Source organism: Paenibacillus artemisiicola (assembly GCF_017652985.1).
Lineage (GTDB): Bacteria > Bacillota > Bacilli > Paenibacillales > Paenibacillaceae > Paenibacillus_Z > Paenibacillus_Z artemisiicola.
Window position 1 is genome coordinate 69,251 of sequence record NZ_JAGGDJ010000022.1, and the last position, 16,137, is coordinate 85,387.

Below are 16,137 nucleotides of genomic sequence, written 5' to 3' on the forward strand. Positions count from 1 at the left end.
GATCGTCCGATTATTGCGGAACGACGTCATGGCCCATAATCGTTTTCGGCTCGACGTAGGCTTCAAGCCCGTACGCTCCGAATTCTCTTCCGATTCCGGATTGCTTGAAGCCTCCGAATGGTGCTTTCGGTTCGTCGTACAAGCCGTTAATGAGCACTCGGCCCGCTACGATCCGGGAGGCGACGCGATTCGCTCTCGCCAAATCCGCGGAACTGACGTAAGCAGACAGTCCGTAAATCGTATCGTTGGCGATTTCGATCGCTTCTTCCTCCGTTTTGTAGGTCAGAATCGAAAGAACCGGACCGAATATCTCTTCCTTGGCAATGGTCATATCCATGGACACGTTCGCAAAAACGGTAGGCTTAACAAAATACCCGGTTTCCAACCCTTCGGGACGACCCGGACCTCCGACGATCAACTCCGCTCCTTCTTCCGCGCCAAGACGAATATAGCGTTGAACGGTATCATATTGCTTCCGGTTGACCATCGGACCGATGAACGTTCCTTCTTCCCGAGGACTCCCTACCTTGATGCCTTCGACCGTTTTAACGACTAACTGCTTGACTTCCTCCAAACGGCTCTCGGGGATGATCAAGCGGGATCCGACATGGCAGGCTTGGCCGCTATTGCTGAATGCGGTCATGACGGCCAGCGGAATCGCTTTAGCATAATCGGCGTCATCCAGAATCACGTTAGGAGATTTGCCTCCGAGCTCTAATACCATTCGTTTCATCGTAGCGGCGCCGTCCCTGGCGATGATTCTGCCCACGTTCGTGGAGCCGGTGAACGAGATCATCGCGACGTCCGGATGACGGGTTAATTCCGCGCCTACTACGTCGCCTCGGCCGTTAACGAAGTTAATGACTCCGGCAGGAATGCCTGCTTCGTGGAAGCACTCGGTGATCTCTTGCGTTTGAATGGCGCTAAGTTCGCTCGCTTTAATAACGACGGTGCAACCGGCAGCGATCGCGGGAGCCAACTTCGTGGAAATATGCGTGTAATTCGCGTTCCAAGGCGTAATCATCCCGATCACGCCTAGCGGTTCAAGCGCTACTTTGGCTTTGCCGATGCGTTTTTCGAATTGGAATTCTTTCATGACGTCCATATTATGAAGGAAGTTGGCAGCCGCGTACCGGGTACGGCCGGCTGTAGCGGCTGCAGGAGCGCCGTATTCTTCTACGGCAACTTGATTCAGGTCATCGAACTTCTCCATCATGACGTCATGCAGACGTTGAAGCATGCGCGCGCGTTCTTCGATCGTCGTTGCGGAAAAGGTTTTGAAAGCGGCCTTCGCCGCCGTAACCGCATCTCGGATGTCTTGCTCGTCCCCGAGCGTTACCCGTCCGATGACTTCTTCTGTCGCAGGATTAATGAGGTCCATCGTTTCGGTTCCGTGGGGCTTTACGAATTTCCCGTTTATATAAATGCGATCGATGTTTCTCAAGACCAATCTCTCCTTTAAGAACTATTCTATAGTCGTCGAAAAAGGGAATCGCGGCGACTACAAGACGACTATAAACCTTAAAGTCGACTTTAAGTCAAGGCGTGTTTTTCGGTAACCAAGATCGTTCCAGACGGAAGCATGGACAAGTCTTTACCGAAGCATTTCTGCGATGATTTCATAATTGCGAATCCGGTCTTCATGTCCGTAAATTTGCGTCGTAATGATGATTTCATCGGCGGAAGTAATCCGGAGAAGCTGCTGCATGCTAGCTTTCATTCTATTGCGATCTCCGATCGTCAGACTGCGATACATCGAATTATGCTCGAGCATGAGAATTTCTTCCTCTGAAGCAACCTGCCTCATATCTTCCACCGGCGGCATAAGCGGGGTCAATCTGCCGCTGAATACGCCCAAGAACATCTGTTTCTGAGTCGAAGCCAAATAATGAGCGCGTTCGTTCGTATCCGCAACCGTCGCATTCATTCCCGCCATGACATAAGGTTTGCTTAAGACGCGCGACGGTTTAAATAACTCCCGATATAAACGAATTGCAGGTACCGTGTAATCGGCGGCGAAATGACTGGCAAAAGAAAACGGCAAACCTAGCTCCGCAGCTAGCCGAGCGCTATAATCGCTTGACCCGAGCAGCCAGATGGGAATCGATAAACCTTTCCCCGGATAGGCTTTCACTCTTGCCGAAGCATCGTCTTGAAAGTACGATGCAATAATTTCGGAAAATCATCGCCGTTCGCGTTGCCTCGCCGAAGAGCGGCGGAGGTGGCCGGGTCGCTGCCGGGGGCGCGGCCAATGCCAAGATCGATGCGACCAGGATACATGGACTCCAAGGTTCCGAACTGCTCGGCTATCATTAATGGAACATGGTTTGGCAGCATGATGCCTCCGGAGCCGATATGAATTCGCTTGGTCGCAGAAGCGATATACCCTATGATGATGGAGGTAGCCGAGCTCGCGATAGATGGAATGTTATGATGCTCGGTAAACCAAATTCGATGGTATCCCCATTCTTCCGCTTTTTGAGCCAAGTCAAGGCTATTCCTGAACGTGTCCCGCGCATTGCCCCCCGCAATTATATTGGTCGTGTCAAGGATGGATAAGGGGACGCCTTCAAACGTTCTGGGAGGACTTTCCGGCATGGTTATCTCCCCTCTCCTCGTAAAACAAGTGCATCTTTAGGGTTCGAAACCGCAGTCCTCTTCTTGCCCCCGCTCATAAAAGCAAGGAGCAACGCAACGATCGCGAACAAACCGCTTACGACGAGCGCCGTGTGGAAACCCGATAACAAGGCCGTGTTGGCCGGGACATCGTTTGCCGAAGCCGTCACCGAGGCGGCGATCGTCGCCAGAATCGACAAGCCTAAGCTGCCGCCCAATTGCAGGAAAGTATTCACGATTCCGCCCGCAATGCCGTGTTCCTCGGGCTTCACATCTTGAACGGATCCTACGATGACGGCCGTATAGGACGCGCCGATCGACAACCCGAGTACGATAAACGCCGGGAGAATGAACGATGCGTAGCTTTTATCCATATCCATCTGACTCAGCCAGAACATCCCGAGCGCGTTGATGGCCTGCGTGACGATCAACACTCTCTTCGCTCCGAATTTGCGCATGAAGAACGGCGTGATCTGCGTGACGACGATCGAGGTCAGACCCAGCGGCAAGAAAGCCACCCCGACGGCTAGAGACGAATAGCCGAGCTCGTGGAAATACAAGGTCGAGAAGTAATTAAATCCAGTCATATAGGAGAACATAAGAAATCCGATTATATTCGATGTGACGAGCGAACGGAACTTGAATAGACGAAGGGGCATTAACGGATTTTTGGCGAACTTTTCAATCAGAATAAACAAGCCCAACACCAATACCCCGATAATCAACATCGCGATCTTCGTCGCCGACCAAGCGCTGTCCACGTCCGGCATGGAAATGCCGTAGACCAGAACGAAAATGCCCGCCAACACCGAGATCAAACCGAGCCAATCGATGGTTTGTTTTTCCTGCATCGCCGACGGACTTACTGTAACGAATAATAATCCGACGATAAGCAATAGGGCGAGCGGAACGTTCAAATAGAACAAGGATCTCCAGCCCGCGGAATCGGTTAGCAAACCGCCGACGATCGATCCCGCCGCCGCCCCCCCGGATCCTAAGGCGCCGAATATGCCGAACGCTCTGTTGCGCTGCGGCCCGGCAGGGAAACTGTTGCTAATGAGCGACATGGCCGCCGGGATGGAAAGCGCGGCCCCGATTCCTTGTACCGCCCTGCTGGCAATGAGCCAGACCGGATCCGTCGCCAACGCTCCCGCCAACGAAGAGAGCCCGAAGAGGGTCAAACCGATCATTAATACGCGTTTTCTTCCCAGCAGATCGCTGGCCCTTCCCCCGATCATCAGAAAACAAGCGAAGGTGAGCACGTATGATGTCACGATCCATTGCAAGTCGTTCGCCCGCATATGAAGCGCCGACTGGATGGAAGGCAGCGCTACGACGACCGTTGTACTGTTCATGACCTCGATAAACTGGGTAAAGCAGACGATGATAAGCAAAATCATATTCGCTCTCGAAATTCGATCGCTCACTTCGTTTCCTCTCCTATCCGTATCTATAAAAATGCTATAAAAATGCTATAAGAAATGAACGAGGGAACGACATGTCCCCTCGTCCTTCCAAACTTTAATGGTTCGCATTAGAGCGGATTCGAGTTGTCCACCTTCTGGGTGACGCCGGTTTCGTTGGCTTTCGCGATCGCATCCGCCAGACGATGGCGTTTCACGGCATGCGCGAAATCGGGCGTCAAGGTCGTGCCTTCGCGAAGATCCTTGGCGAAGCTTGCATAAACGTAGCCGACGTTGCCGAACTTAGCCGGGCTTTCCGGAATATCTTTGACGATGTCCGTATATCGGCTCGGAACTTCCATTTCGGACAACGACGTTTGTTCGCCGGTGCCTCCGAAAAGTTTAAGCGGGGTGTTCTGAATATTTCCGTTATTCTCGGCAATGATGACCAATTGTCCTTTGCTGCCATTGATTTCCCAACGCAGATCGACGTCTCTGGACGTCTCGCCGCGATAGACGACGGTGGCAAGCGCTCCGCCGGTTAACGTGCCCGTAACCGCCAAGTGGGTCGGCGCGGTGACTTTAACGGTCGATTCGTCTTCGAGTACTTTGGCTTCTTGGAATCGAATGGCGAATTTCGCGGCGACGTCATCGAAATCGCCGAGCACGTAGTTCAATCCGTCTATGGCGTGCAGCGTCGGCGAGCTCAATAAAGTCGCGCCTTTGGTTACGTCGTACGTATAAGCGAACTTCCTAGGCGTAACGGGACCCCAGATGAGAGACGTGCCGTTCATCGTCGTGGACATGACCTCGCCGATATAACCTTCCTTGATCAGATCGTACGCGTATTGAATCGCGGGAGAATATCTCGCTTGCATTCCGACCATCGTACGAACGCCTTTTGCTTTCGCGCGCGTTGCCAATTCGTAGGCTTCGCCCGTCGTTACACCTAACGGCCATTCGCTGAACACCATTTTGCCGGCTTCGATTGTGGCGAGGGCGATATTATAGTGTGTATCAACGTTCGTAGCGATTACGATAAGATCCACGTTTGGGTCGTTAATCATGTCGTTATAATTGTCATAACCGGCCACTCCGTATTCCTTGGCCGCCGCGTCGGCGGAATCGCGTCTGCTGGTGCTAACAGCTCTTAATTCGTAATCCGGCAAATTTTGAATGGCCGGCAAGTGCGCGAATACGGCCCACCCTGGATTCGCGGAGCTGGCTCCGACGACGCCTACCCCAATTTTTTTGTTTTGTTGATTCGACATTGTTTATCCTCCTCAGGAATGTTTTGATGATTTACTTACTATGATTCCCCTTTACCCGATCATTATTGACCCGATTTCGCTAAAGGGGTAACATGTAGTCAAGTAATTGAACTGAACTCGCCACATAACCGGACCGTGATCCGGATGCTTCTCAATATAAACGGACCATGGTCCGGTTGTCAATCGCATTTTGTGAACGGAGGGAAATCGTGATGCTGGAACGCACGCTTCGCAAGGATGCGCAGGAACGCAGGCAAATTATTCTGGAGAAGGCGGCCCAACTGTTCGCCCAATACGGCGTCGAGAACGTCAGCATGCGGCATATCGCAAGAGAGGCTGGCGTCGGACAAGGAACCTTATATCGCAGCTATACGAACAAAGGCGAATTGTGCTGGGACTTGATTGGAGAAAGCTGTATTCAGAATAAAAACAAAATGGAACGATATCTTCTAGAACGATCTTCAAGCTCGCTTAAAGAGCGATTGGAAACCGTGCTTGCGTACCATTTGGAATCGCTGGAAACGCACTCTCCGCTCTTGGCTGCTATGCAAACTAACAACAATTCCGAGGAAGAACGCAGTGCTTCCTTCTACAATGAACATTATGAGTCCATACATTCCCTTATCGTGAGATTGCTCGAGGAATACAAGGAATCGAATGACACCTCGAAGATGGATCCTGTCTTTAGGGCGGATGCCATCATGTCTACGATGGCTCCGGAAATGTATTTATTTCTGAAAGAACAACGTCATTACACTTCCGATGAAATCAGAGATAAGCTGTTCAGCACTTACGTCGAACCGCTCTTTCTATAACAACTTCAAGAGGAGCCCGCTGGGTCGTGTATCGACCTAACGGGCTCCTCTTCTTTGTTTTATCCGTTTCCGTTCGAGGTGGACTACGCTCCGATTTGACAAATGGACCTCGGTCCGGTTATTATTAGCACGGTAATCGGACTGCGGTCCGTTTCACAGCTTTACCAAATTGAAACGCGGGGTGAATAACACCGATGGAGATCGAGGAGAAAAAAACGGATTTGTTGTCTACGTTTAATTTTAGGCATGCTACGAAAGAATTTGATCCGGTAAAGAAAATTTCCGACGAGAACTTTCAATTCATTCTCGAGGCTGGACGGCTTTCTCCGAGCTCGGGAGGCAATGAGCCATGGAGATTCGTGATCGCGCAAAGCGAGGAATTAAGAAGAGAACTCGCGCCGCTCGTATACGGCGCAATGCGATCTCTTCCGACATCGAGCCACTTCGTCATCTTATTGGCACGAAAAGGGCTCACTTATGAAGCCCCGTATCTCATACAGCATCAAACCCAAGTAAAGGGGGTCCCTGTCGAAGTTTATGAAAGCATGAAACAAGCTTACGTTCAATTCTACAAAGATCTTCATTTGGATACGGAACGGGCTCTGTTAGATTGGTCTTCTAAGCAAACTTACTTGGCAATGGCGAATATGATGACGGCCGCGGCTCATATCGGCATTGATTCGTGCCCGATCGAAGGATTCGATATGGATGCCGTCAATGCTCTGCTCGACAAGAAAGGTCTGCTTGGAGACGACGAGTTCGGCTTAAGCGTGATGACGGCATTCGGCTATCGGTCCAGAATGCCTGCACGTTCGAAAACGAGACGGCCCATGGAGGATCTCGTTCAATTCGTCTAAGTTTTATGGATTTGAAGGTTGGAGGACTACAAAAAAAGATTTTTGAAAATTCCCGGAGGCGTTCCCTCCGGGTTAATTTACGGCGATTCCGCTGCTTCCGGTTCAATAAATCCAGCCAACTTAGTCAACGTGACGGGGGCAATAATTGCGAGCGGAGAGCCATTCAGCTTTTATTTCAACGAAGAAAATTTCGGAGGACAATTTTTTGCTCATTCTCAAGGCTGGCTGCCTTTTATCCTATCGACCATCATCCGTTCGACTAAGACGTTTCTATGCCATCCGGTTCAGCTTCGGTAAGGCGAGCTCGGGAGCCTCTTCCTCGAAATAACGAAACGACTAGAAGCAGCAATGGGACGACAATGAGAAATGGGATGGAATATAAAGGCCATATTTTTTTTACGTATTCGACGAGGTCAAGCTGATTGGGATGTAGAAACGTCGAGAGCAACAATATCATCAAGCCGAGCGGCAACAAGTAAATTCGGTAGTCCCTGCTTCGCATCGTCTGGGCGAAGGCGATCGATGTCGATAGGAGGCATACACTTAGCTTCGTGAATTCGTTGAAGATCCAAACCGTAAAAACGAGCGGCTCGATTCTCTCGAAAAAATCGCCTACCGCGATGTACATAAACGAAGTATAGCTCGGAAACAATTGCGCACTCGCGATTTCCCCCAATACGAAGATATTGACGAAACACGTAATGAAAAGCAGGATCCCGCAAGCACCGATAGCGCAGATTACGGTCCGTCTAACGGTTGAAGTCCGATTCACGTACGGAATCAGCATGGCGAAAACGATTGTTTCTCCAAGCGGTACAGTCGCGATCTGTCCCGCGCCCCACAAGACGGAAGGCCATCCGTTATCAAGGATCGGGAGCATATTAGCGGGTTCCATATCCGGGATCAATAAGACGCTTCCGATAAATGTGGAAACGAAAATGAGCACGAGGATCATCAGCGAGCATCTGCTTACGACCTCGATTCCCTTGGTTGCGGTCCATACCGTAAGCGTGATCATGACGGTCCCGAGGACGACGGTCGGCGTTCGCGGCAACAAAACCGCAGCAGTCATATCCGTAAAACTCCGAAGAACGTAGCAACCGAGATAGAAGCCATACCAGGCATATAACAAGCCGACGAGTTTGCCGATCCAAGAGCCTAGAAGAATATGCGCAATCTCCACCAACGATTTATGCGGGTAACGGTGGCAAAGGTAAACGTATAGCCCATTAATGGCTAGTCCAACAAGCGTACCGATCAAGACGGATATCCAAGCATCGTGCCCCGCTGCGAAACCGACAGGAATCGTCAGTAAGCTGCCCACGACGAAAACGAACATGAGGGCGAATAACTCCATGTTGGAAATCCGGTCGTTGTACCCGTAGCTTTTCATGACTCCTCTCCTCCGTTTCGTTTACATCTCCATGAACATGAGCCATTTTTTAATGAACAACGACGGACTGGGAATGGGAACTTTCAAAATCAATAGAAAACCGATAGTGGCAATCCCTACATACATTATCGTAACGAGTATATAATCTTGTATACTCGCCTTCATCTTCATCCAGCGTAATTGCATCCATGCGATGACGATGATGCCGAACATATACAACAGCCCCGACCCTAAGATCATCGCTTCGCCTCGGTTTCTTCGTTCGTTAAGGAACCCGTAGTAATTCCCGCCCTATCTATCTTGATCGTCGCCTTTACAGAAACTTCGGCGCTAGCAAACGTCGCGTCCCAATTTTTTCGTACCTTTCTCCAAGCGCTTGGTTGGAACCGGTGAAGCTGCAAGCCCATTCCGAAAACGTCCGCTTTCCATTCGGTTTGCGCTTTTTTCACTGTATGCAGGGCTTGCCTGGCAATCAATTGCCCAAGCTCCTTTTCGATGACTGAGACGTTCTTCGGATCGTTCATATCCATATTTACATTCGCTTCGTTGAGTACGCCTTTCCCGTAAAGCTCGATACACAACAGGACTTTGCCGTCTTTTAACGTCGTAACAATACGACTGCTCGTTTTGTTTAACACGGCGCCGACGTTGCCTCCTGCCCGGGGTAATTTTTCCGCTACAATTGTTTGACCAAGCTTATTTTTGATCCAATTCATGCTTCTCGTTTCGATGTCGTTCAGATAACCCACAAGCCGATAGTCTTTAAAAACGGCGGTCGAAGACAGTGAATTCAATCGAAAGTCGTCCTCTTTCCCGGGATTGTCCGTCGGGGAGATTAACTCGACCGCCCCCATGACCGGGACGATACCTTCGTTTGCTTGTGCCATGAGAAAATCCCGAAATGTAACCGATGTGCCCGTGCCGGAACGTTCAAGCTCGCGGACGTCCTCCGACGGAATGCGTTCAATAGGGTGGTCGTTCATTAACAGTTTCGTTGCTTCTCCCCCCTTTGCAACGACTAAATACGTTCTTAATCGGCTTCCTGGATCTCTGGCGTAATAATCGAGAGCATCTTTAATTCCGCTTCTGGCAAACTTTTCTCCGATAAAGACGACTCTTCGATGGCCCTTGAAAAAATGCCGGGACATCTTGTATTGAATTTTTCTTTCCGCATCGTGAATGTTAATTCCTGTAGAGGTTACAACGAAATACGTTTTGCCGAGCATCCCCCCCGTTGATGCCTTCCCGCTCTCCCCGCCGCCGGCACCTACGGGAATTGGCACTTGAATCGAAATTTTCAACTCGCCTTTGTCCGTCATATCCAAAGCCGATGCCATAAAAAATGAAATGTCGTTCATTTCGACCCGATCCCAGCATCCGCCGAGCAGCGGGACGATCAAGAGAAGCCAAAGTGATCTCATCGCTGTCTTCAATCCTTCCCGCTCCCTTTCGATCGTTGACCGACTGATTGCGGCCGAAGATAAAGCGTCCATATAGGAGCACGGAATAACGCGTCCTTAAGACCTTTCAGGTTAACAGGCGCCATTGGAAACAAATACGGCACGCCGAACGATTTCAGTTCGCACAGATGAACCAATATCACAAGCAAACCAACCGAAACCCCGTAGAGTCCAAATATGCCGGCAAGAATAATTAAAGGAAAACGTAAAATACGGAAAGCAAGTGAGAAATTATAACGGGGAATCGTAAAGGAAGCGATTCCCGTCAAAGATACGACGATGACCATTGGAGCCGAGACGATACCCGCTTGAACAGCCGCTTGACCGACGACCAAGCCTCCTACGATGCTCACTGCTTGGCCGACTTGTTTAGGCAGTCTCACTCCCGCCTCCCTTAAGCCTTCGAATGTAATTTCCATAATCAGTGCCTCCACCAGTGCCGGAAAAGGTACTCCTTCTCGCGCCGCCGCGATGCTTAGCAACAGGTTCGTCGGAATCATTTGTTGATGGAAGGTAGTCAGAGCGACGTAAAGCGACGGCAATAGCAACGCGATCATGGAAAATAAAAGGCGGATCATCCGAATCAAATTCGCGTAAACGACCCGTTCATAATAATCTTCACCTGCCTGAAGGAATCCCCAGAAGGTCATCGGTGCGCTAATAACGAATGGAGATCCATCTGTAAGGATCGCGACCTGGCCTTGCAATAAAGCAGAGACAACATAATCCGGTCTTTCCGTCGCGAGGAACTGAGGAAACGGAGAGAAAGGTTTTTCTTCAATGAATTGCTCGATATTTCCCGATTCCAGTAATTCATCCGTATGTATGCTTTGAATTCTGGCCTTGATTTCCCGCAGAACTCGTTCGTTGACTAAACCGTTAATATAAGCAATAGCAATGCTTGTTCGAGTGATGTCACCGACCGTCATTCCGTCGATTTTCAAACGGGATGAACGAATTTTCCTGCGGATCAAGCTCGTGTTCGTGTTCAATATTTCTGTGAAGGAGTCGCGCGGGCCGCGAACCGTATTTTCGGTGGACGGCTGCTCTACCGATCGAACGTTCCCTCCTGCCACGTTTGCCAAGATCGATTCCGATTGTCCGTCGACGCACAAAATAACGAAGCCCTTTAAGATTTCCAGCTCGATCTGCCGGAGACTCGACGCCCGTTTAACTTGGCCGATCGCAATCCATCTCTTCTCGAGGACCCGAATGATATCCGCTTTTGCTGGAATCGATGGTAAGGAATAGTCGCTAGTCATTAACGGGTTCAGGATCGTTTCTTCCAATTGCTTCGCGTCGACGAGTCCTTCGATATAGACGAGCAGAGCATCGGCCACATCACCAATGCTGAATGCGCGAAAGACTACATCTGAGCAGCCATTAAATATTTCTTTAAGCTTACCCGTCGTCTCCTCTAAAGAGGAGGATAGTTTATCTTCTCCTTCGGGAATCGGATTTTGTCTCTCCACGAATACATTTTTTACTTTTCCTTTCCCCAAAAGCCTTCTGATCATCGCAGTCCTCTCCCACGAAATGCTTGTTTGGATTCGCATGTATTTTACACTTATGACCATTTTTTTATGTATAGGTATCGAGGTGAAGCAATAACCGAAAGTTTAACTGAAGAAACAGAAGTATGATGAGGCAACTTTAATGAGCATATACAGAGAACAATCGTAAAATTCCAGATGTAAAGCTGCAGAGTACACGGGGTAATCCGGGCGTTTAGGTAATTACATTTCTTATATCGCTTTATCGTATTGCTTCATGAAAGCCGGATTTTGTACAGATGTTAAACCATCGATCACTACGTCGGGATTGTTCTCGTTTTTGTTTTTGCTGTGCAGTCTCCAGCGCAACGACGACAGCCGATCGTTATCAGGTCGGCTATCGTCGTGTCATAATTGAGCTATCGTTTCCCGTTTAGTTTAGCGACTAACTGCTATTGCCTTGAAAAATGAATGATCTAATTGCTCAATGGCGATTTCAGCCGAAGGCTCTTTTCCACTGATTCGGTATACATCTCTTGCAGTGCTTCCATCTGATGTACCCAAGTTTTCCTTAATTTCTTTTACAGATTCACCTGTTACCTTATATTTTTGGTGGTTCCAAGTTAATGAAAAAGCGGAGATCAAAAATCTCCGCTTTCTTGAACATATTCAATTGTTTATTCTACAGCTGCCGCTTAATGAAGCGTCTTAGGAAAACCTTCACGCCATGAAGCGAACCGTGGACTCCAGCCATTCCGAAGTGCCTTTGCATTAAGCGCTCCACGTTCTCCTCTCAAGCTTCCTGGCATTGTCTTGGGTTCTGGAGCGTTAAGGGCTTTCGCATAGACAGGCACCCATTCGGTACCCGCTACTGGATCGCTATCCACAATGTTATATGTTCCTGTGGGCCATTCCAGTGCCAAAACAGCTGCAACTGCTGCGTCTTCTGTATGCACAAAAGAAGTGACGCCGTCAGTAGCAGGCAAGTTCCCAAGCCGAACTCGCTCGGCGAACACTCCGTTCGAATCGTACCAGGTCCCTTCACCGTACAGCACGCCGTATCTAAGAATGACATGCTCCGGCATTTCCGAAGCGGTGGTTTCCAGTGCATGAACACCATGCACGCTTGTTAATTGCGGTTCCGGAGCCTCAAAGTCTAGTGGACAATCCTCCGTTGCCAGCCCTTCTCCAGGCGCATAGGTCATTGTGATGCTTTGCGCGATCATTCGTCGAACGCCAGCGGCGAGCGAAGCATCCACTAAGTTTCTCGTTCCTTCCACGCGAATTCTTGCATTGGCGGATGGATCCATAGCCTGCAACGAAGTCAGTTGGTGAATGACCACCTCTGGGGATGTTTCGGCAAGTACGCTGAACAGATTCTTGCGATCATATACATCTGCTTGGACGAATGAAGCTCCAGCTTTCTCTAAGCTTTCTGCATGCTCCGGGTTGCGTATTAGCCCAATCACTTCATGTCCCTTTTGTACAAGCATCGGAATGAGTACCCTCCCGATGACGCCACTTGCTCCAGCAACTAAAATCTTCATTTGTTACTGCCTCCTTTTCTATTTTTAGTTAAGACCAAATTGTTATCGCATTTGTGACAAAAGATGCGACAAGCGCTAAATATGCTTACGGGGAACGTTAGCACCAAGACATAAAGGCAACCGACTACGCGATCGGTTGCCATTGTTCGTTGAAATAACGGGCAGAATAGACCAATCAATTGTTGGGGATAATATCCCAAAAAAATGAACGCGAGAATATTAATGAAAAGGTTTATGTAAAGCCCTCCATCCCCAGCGAAGACTACAGGCGCCTGATTCTGATGGCAAATATCTGTAGCCGTTGGCCAATTAAGCTAGAAACGCGCATGCTTGCTCCGATAGCCGCTCACGCTTCTCCGGTCGCCGCGTATACGAAGCGGAGCGAGTTCTGCCCTTTGCTTTTCCCGATCGTAGTCAGCAAAGCTTCGGTATTGACCGGCAGGATACACTATGTTGCCGTACATTTTCGTCAGGAAGTCGACGAGACCCAGGTCCGCCGAAGACGAATAAGCGAAGCCGCTTGGACCCGATGGTCGCGCGGGCTGCTACGATCGTTTGCTGCCCGGTCACCCATCCGTTCATCGCATTGACAGCCTCGTCGCGCAAGACGCGTTCCACCGATCGACCGCACGTCGGAGCTTACCAGAATGCGTAGGCAGATCGCTTCGGAAGAGAGATCTGCCGTGCCTAGAGTGGCGTCCATTTCATGAAAATCCCAACTCATACGAAAAATCAAATAACAATAAAATCGTATGAAGAGCGGTATGGAATTTGATAAGGTTTAGCGGAATAATGGAAGGAAGCAGTATAATAACGAGACCTGACCAAGCTTCTCTCGCGCACTTGCCAATGCGTCTGCTTGGGTTCCGGAACTTCTCTATCCGTCGTTATATCCGGGAGGGGCACTCTATAAATCTATCACTCCAAGAATTTAATAGATTAGATTGAGATAAGGAGTTGATGGGATGTTGGATATGTCGACGGTCGACTCGTACCGTCCTCTGCTGATAACGCTCGCCTACCAAATGCTAGGTTCCTTAAGCGAAGCGGAAGACATCGTGCATGATGCGCTGGTCGATTATGTGATGATTGCAGATCACGGCAGCATCAAGCACGAAAAAGCTTATTTGGTTAGAATGGTCACAAACAGAAGCTTGAACCTGAAGCAATCCGCGCGCAAACGGCGTGAATTATACGTCGGGCAGTGGCTCCCGGAGCCTGCAATTGCCGATGGCGGGGTCGGCGGAGCTTCCGCCGCGTTCGGATCCACGACCGGAAAGACAGAGAATCCCGCCAATTACATCGAGCGGCAAGAGAATATCACGTACGTGATGCTCGTCATGCTGGAGAGGCTGACTGCCGTCGAACGCGCCGTCTTCTTGCTTCGCGAGACGCTAGACTTCGACTATGGGGAAGTCGCGGACATCGTGCAAAAGTCCGAAGCCAATTGCCGCAAAATTTTTAGCCGGGCCAAGGAAAAGTTGCAAGGCTCGGCGGGAGAAGGCGGCGGCGCGGAAGCAATCGATCCCATGCGGCGAAACGAGGAAGAAGCATGGGCTTTCGCCAAGGCATTCATGCAGGCGGCCGAGACCGGAAATTTGTCCGCGCTCGTGGACATGCTGGCGCATGACGCCGTATGCGTAGCCGATGGCGGTAGTAAAGTCCGCACGGCGATCAATCCGATCGAGGGCAGTGAGCGCATCGCAGCATTCTTTATCGGTAACGCGCGCAAAGGCACGATGGGCGATTCCTTCTTGCCGGTCGATGTGAGCGGCCAACCCGGCTTTATCGTTAACCAGAACGGCCAGCCGACCATGGTCATGGTGTTCGGTTGGGACGCAGAGAAGCGGATTTCGCGCATTTTCATTATTCAGAACCCTGACAAGCTCGTTGGTGTCACATACCGATTCGCCGCTTTGTCTTAGATAGCGAAAGTCGATGCAAGCATGTCGGCACTACTATTTAAGGAGTGATTGGCAATGGAACCAAGAATGTTGTTGAAAGAAGTTAACCCTGCGGCTTTCGCGGCGATGGTGGGACTTGAAAAATTTCTGGACGTCGCAAGTCTCGACAAAAAACTGAAGGAGCTTGTCAAAATACGCGCTTCGCAACTCAACAGATGTGCCTTCTGTCTCCACATTCACACAATCGATGCCCGCAAGCTGGGCGAAACAGAGGTTCGCATCTACACTCTTAACGCTTGGCGCGAAACGCCCTTCTTCACCCCGAAAGAGCGAGCGGCGCTAGCTTTGACGGAAGCCGTGACCCTGGTCGCTTCCAATCACGTTCCCGACGACGTGTACGAAGAAGCGGCCCGTCACTTCAGCGAGCAGGAAATCAGCGAGCTGCTGATGGCCATCATCACGATTAACGCCTGGAACCGCATCGCAATCACGACGGGCTTGACCCCTCCGGCATAATAGTTGGCATGGGCGCCGGCGTTCTGGTGGGCGCAGCAACCCGGAGAAATCAGGTTAGAGCGGCGCTGGGAGCCCTAGTTTCCCACTATTGGAGAACGATAGATGAATGAGGAATGAGAAAAGCGGCAGTCTAGGACTGATATGCTCCCCATACGGTAGACAGGTGAAATAATAAAACCTGTTATCGTAAGGGGAGTTTTTTCATGTCTCGAGGAAAGTATAGCGTTTTGGAGAAACTCGCTATTCTCGAAGAAGTATCAAATGGGGAAATTGGTTTTCTGGCAGCTGCGAAGAAATATGAAATTAATAAGACCACTTTAATGAGATGGCAACGTAGGTACCAGACGTGTGGGTATGAAGGCTTGGAGCGTCGTACGCATCTTCAAAGCTATAGTGCTGAACTCAAACTCCGAGCGGTGAAGGATTACCTTGAGGGTGGATTGTCGCAGTACCAGGTCATTGCTAAATACAAGATTGTGAGTACGCGGCAGCTCTTTAATTGGGTGAACAAGTATAATGGTCATAGCAGCTTAAAAGCCTATAAAGGGGAAGCAATAGCTGAACACTTTCAGGTCTCCTACCAGCAAGTGTACCAGTGGGTGAAGAAGTTCGAAGATGGCGGTCAGGATGCGTTAAAGGATGGCCGAGGGAGAAAGAAAGCCCCGGAAGAGTTAACGGAGGCCGATCAACAGAAACTCAAGATGAAACAGATGGAGCACGAGATGGAGCGACTTCGGCTGAAAATGCATTCTTAAAAAAGTTAGAGGAACTCGAAAGAAGGCGACGCTAAACCAAACACGGCAGGAAACGATATACCTTGCTATCCAATCCCTTCAAAAGGGGTCAGTGAGCGTCCAGCTCT

13 protein-coding genes and 1 pseudogene are annotated in these 16,137 nt (G+C 49.9%); 5 read left to right on the top strand and 9 right to left on the bottom strand.

Going from position 1 to position 16,137, the window contains the following annotated elements; genetic code table 11:
- Positions 1–10: 10 nt before the first annotated feature.
- The 4 genes and pseudogenes from I8J29_RS21355 to I8J29_RS21370 form a co-directional block, all read right to left on the bottom strand.
- Positions 11–1,444, bottom strand: coding sequence for an aldehyde dehydrogenase family protein (locus tag I8J29_RS21355; RefSeq protein WP_208849508.1), 1,434 nt, complete (start codon positions 1,442–1,444; stop codon positions 11–13).
- 150 nt (positions 1,445–1,594) lie between these two features.
- Positions 1,595–2,598 (bottom strand): annotated as a pseudogene (locus tag I8J29_RS21360) (LLM class flavin-dependent oxidoreductase).
- A gap of 2 nt (positions 2,599–2,600) precedes the next feature.
- Positions 2,601–4,043: an MFS transporter gene (locus I8J29_RS21365; RefSeq protein ID WP_208849509.1), complete on the bottom strand. Its 1,443-nt coding sequence runs from the start codon at positions 4,041–4,043 to the stop codon at positions 2,601–2,603.
- A 107-nt stretch (positions 4,044–4,150) separates the two neighbouring features.
- Positions 4,151–5,290 (bottom strand): Gfo/Idh/MocA family protein, encoded by a 1,140-nt coding sequence (locus I8J29_RS21370; protein ID WP_208849510.1) that lies wholly within the window; start codon positions 5,288–5,290, stop codon positions 4,151–4,153.
- Positions 5,291–5,502: 212 nt separating this feature from the next.
- Between I8J29_RS21370 and I8J29_RS21375 the strand changes: the two genes are divergently transcribed.
- The gene (locus I8J29_RS21375; RefSeq protein WP_208849511.1) at positions 5,503–6,105 is read left to right on the top strand and encodes a TetR/AcrR family transcriptional regulator; all 603 of its coding nucleotides are present in this window, start codon (positions 5,503–5,505) and stop codon (positions 6,103–6,105) included.
- Between the two features lie 200 nt (positions 6,106–6,305).
- Positions 6,306–6,962, top strand: a complete 657-nt coding sequence (locus tag I8J29_RS21380) for an NAD(P)H-dependent oxidoreductase (RefSeq protein ID WP_420831146.1) — start codon at positions 6,306–6,308, stop codon at positions 6,960–6,962.
- 259 nt (positions 6,963–7,221) lie between these two features.
- Here I8J29_RS21380 and I8J29_RS21385 read toward each other — a convergent pair whose 3' ends face one another.
- The 5 genes from I8J29_RS21385 to I8J29_RS21405 all read right to left on the bottom strand — a co-directional run bounded on the left by I8J29_RS21385 (position 7,222) and on the right by I8J29_RS21405 (position 12,855).
- On the bottom strand, positions 7,222–8,355 hold the full coding sequence (locus tag I8J29_RS21385; RefSeq protein ID WP_208849513.1) for a GerAB/ArcD/ProY family transporter: 1,134 nt from the start codon (positions 8,353–8,355) through the stop codon (positions 7,222–7,224).
- Positions 8,356–8,591: 236 nt separating this feature from the next.
- A complete protein-coding gene (locus I8J29_RS21390) occupies positions 8,592–9,788 on the bottom strand; it encodes a Ger(x)C family spore germination protein (protein ID WP_208849514.1) in 1,197 nt (398 codons plus the stop codon).
- A complete protein-coding gene (locus I8J29_RS21395; protein WP_208849515.1) occupies positions 9,785–11,332 on the bottom strand; it encodes a spore germination protein in 1,548 nt (515 codons plus the stop codon). Before I8J29_RS21395 ends, I8J29_RS21390 begins: the two co-directional genes overlap by 4 nt.
- 414 nt (positions 11,333–11,746) lie before the next feature.
- Positions 11,747–11,953: a hypothetical protein gene (locus I8J29_RS21400; protein ID WP_208849516.1), complete on the bottom strand. Its 207-nt coding sequence runs from the start codon at positions 11,951–11,953 to the stop codon at positions 11,747–11,749.
- A gap of 50 nt (positions 11,954–12,003) precedes the next feature.
- On the bottom strand, positions 12,004–12,855 hold the full coding sequence (locus I8J29_RS21405) for an NAD-dependent epimerase/dehydratase family protein (RefSeq protein ID WP_208849517.1): 852 nt from the start codon (positions 12,853–12,855) through the stop codon (positions 12,004–12,006).
- Positions 12,856–13,820: 965 nt separating this feature from the next.
- Between I8J29_RS21405 and I8J29_RS21410 the strand changes: the two genes are divergently transcribed.
- The 3 genes from I8J29_RS21410 (at position 13,821) to I8J29_RS21420 (ending at position 16,030) form a co-directional block, all read left to right on the top strand.
- Positions 13,821–14,780: a sigma-70 family RNA polymerase sigma factor gene (locus tag I8J29_RS21410; RefSeq protein WP_208849518.1), complete on the top strand. Its 960-nt coding sequence runs from the start codon at positions 13,821–13,823 to the stop codon at positions 14,778–14,780.
- A gap of 54 nt (positions 14,781–14,834) precedes the next feature.
- Entirely contained in the window at positions 14,835–15,275 is a 441-nt protein-coding gene (locus I8J29_RS21415; RefSeq protein WP_208849519.1) for a carboxymuconolactone decarboxylase family protein, read from the top strand.
- 203 nt (positions 15,276–15,478) lie between these two features.
- A complete protein-coding gene (locus I8J29_RS21420) occupies positions 15,479–16,030 on the top strand; it encodes a helix-turn-helix domain-containing protein (RefSeq protein WP_208849520.1) in 552 nt (183 codons plus the stop codon).
- Positions 16,031–16,137: the final 107 nt, after the last annotated feature.

Coding starts and splice junctions, on each gene's coding strand:
- I8J29_RS21370 (WP_208849510.1), bottom strand. CDS start 5,290: ATGTCGAATCAACAAAACAAAAAAATTGGGGTAGGCGTCGTCGGAGCC.
- I8J29_RS21375 (WP_208849511.1), top strand. CDS start 5,503: ATGCTGGAACGCACGCTTCGCAAGGATGCGCAGGAACGCAGGCAAATT.
- I8J29_RS21385 (WP_208849513.1), bottom strand. CDS start 8,355: ATGAAAAGCTACGGGTACAACGACCGGATTTCCAACATGGAGTTATTC.
- I8J29_RS21395 (WP_208849515.1), bottom strand. CDS start 11,332: ATGATCAGAAGGCTTTTGGGGAAAGGAAAAGTAAAAAATGTATTCGTG.
- I8J29_RS21405 (WP_208849517.1), bottom strand. CDS start 12,855: ATGAAGATTTTAGTTGCTGGAGCAAGTGGCGTCATCGGGAGGGTACTC.
- I8J29_RS21410 (WP_208849518.1), top strand. CDS start 13,821: ATGTTGGATATGTCGACGGTCGACTCGTACCGTCCTCTGCTGATAACG.
- I8J29_RS21415 (WP_208849519.1), top strand. CDS start 14,835: ATGGAACCAAGAATGTTGTTGAAAGAAGTTAACCCTGCGGCTTTCGCG.
- I8J29_RS21420 (WP_208849520.1), top strand. CDS start 15,479: ATGTCTCGAGGAAAGTATAGCGTTTTGGAGAAACTCGCTATTCTCGAA.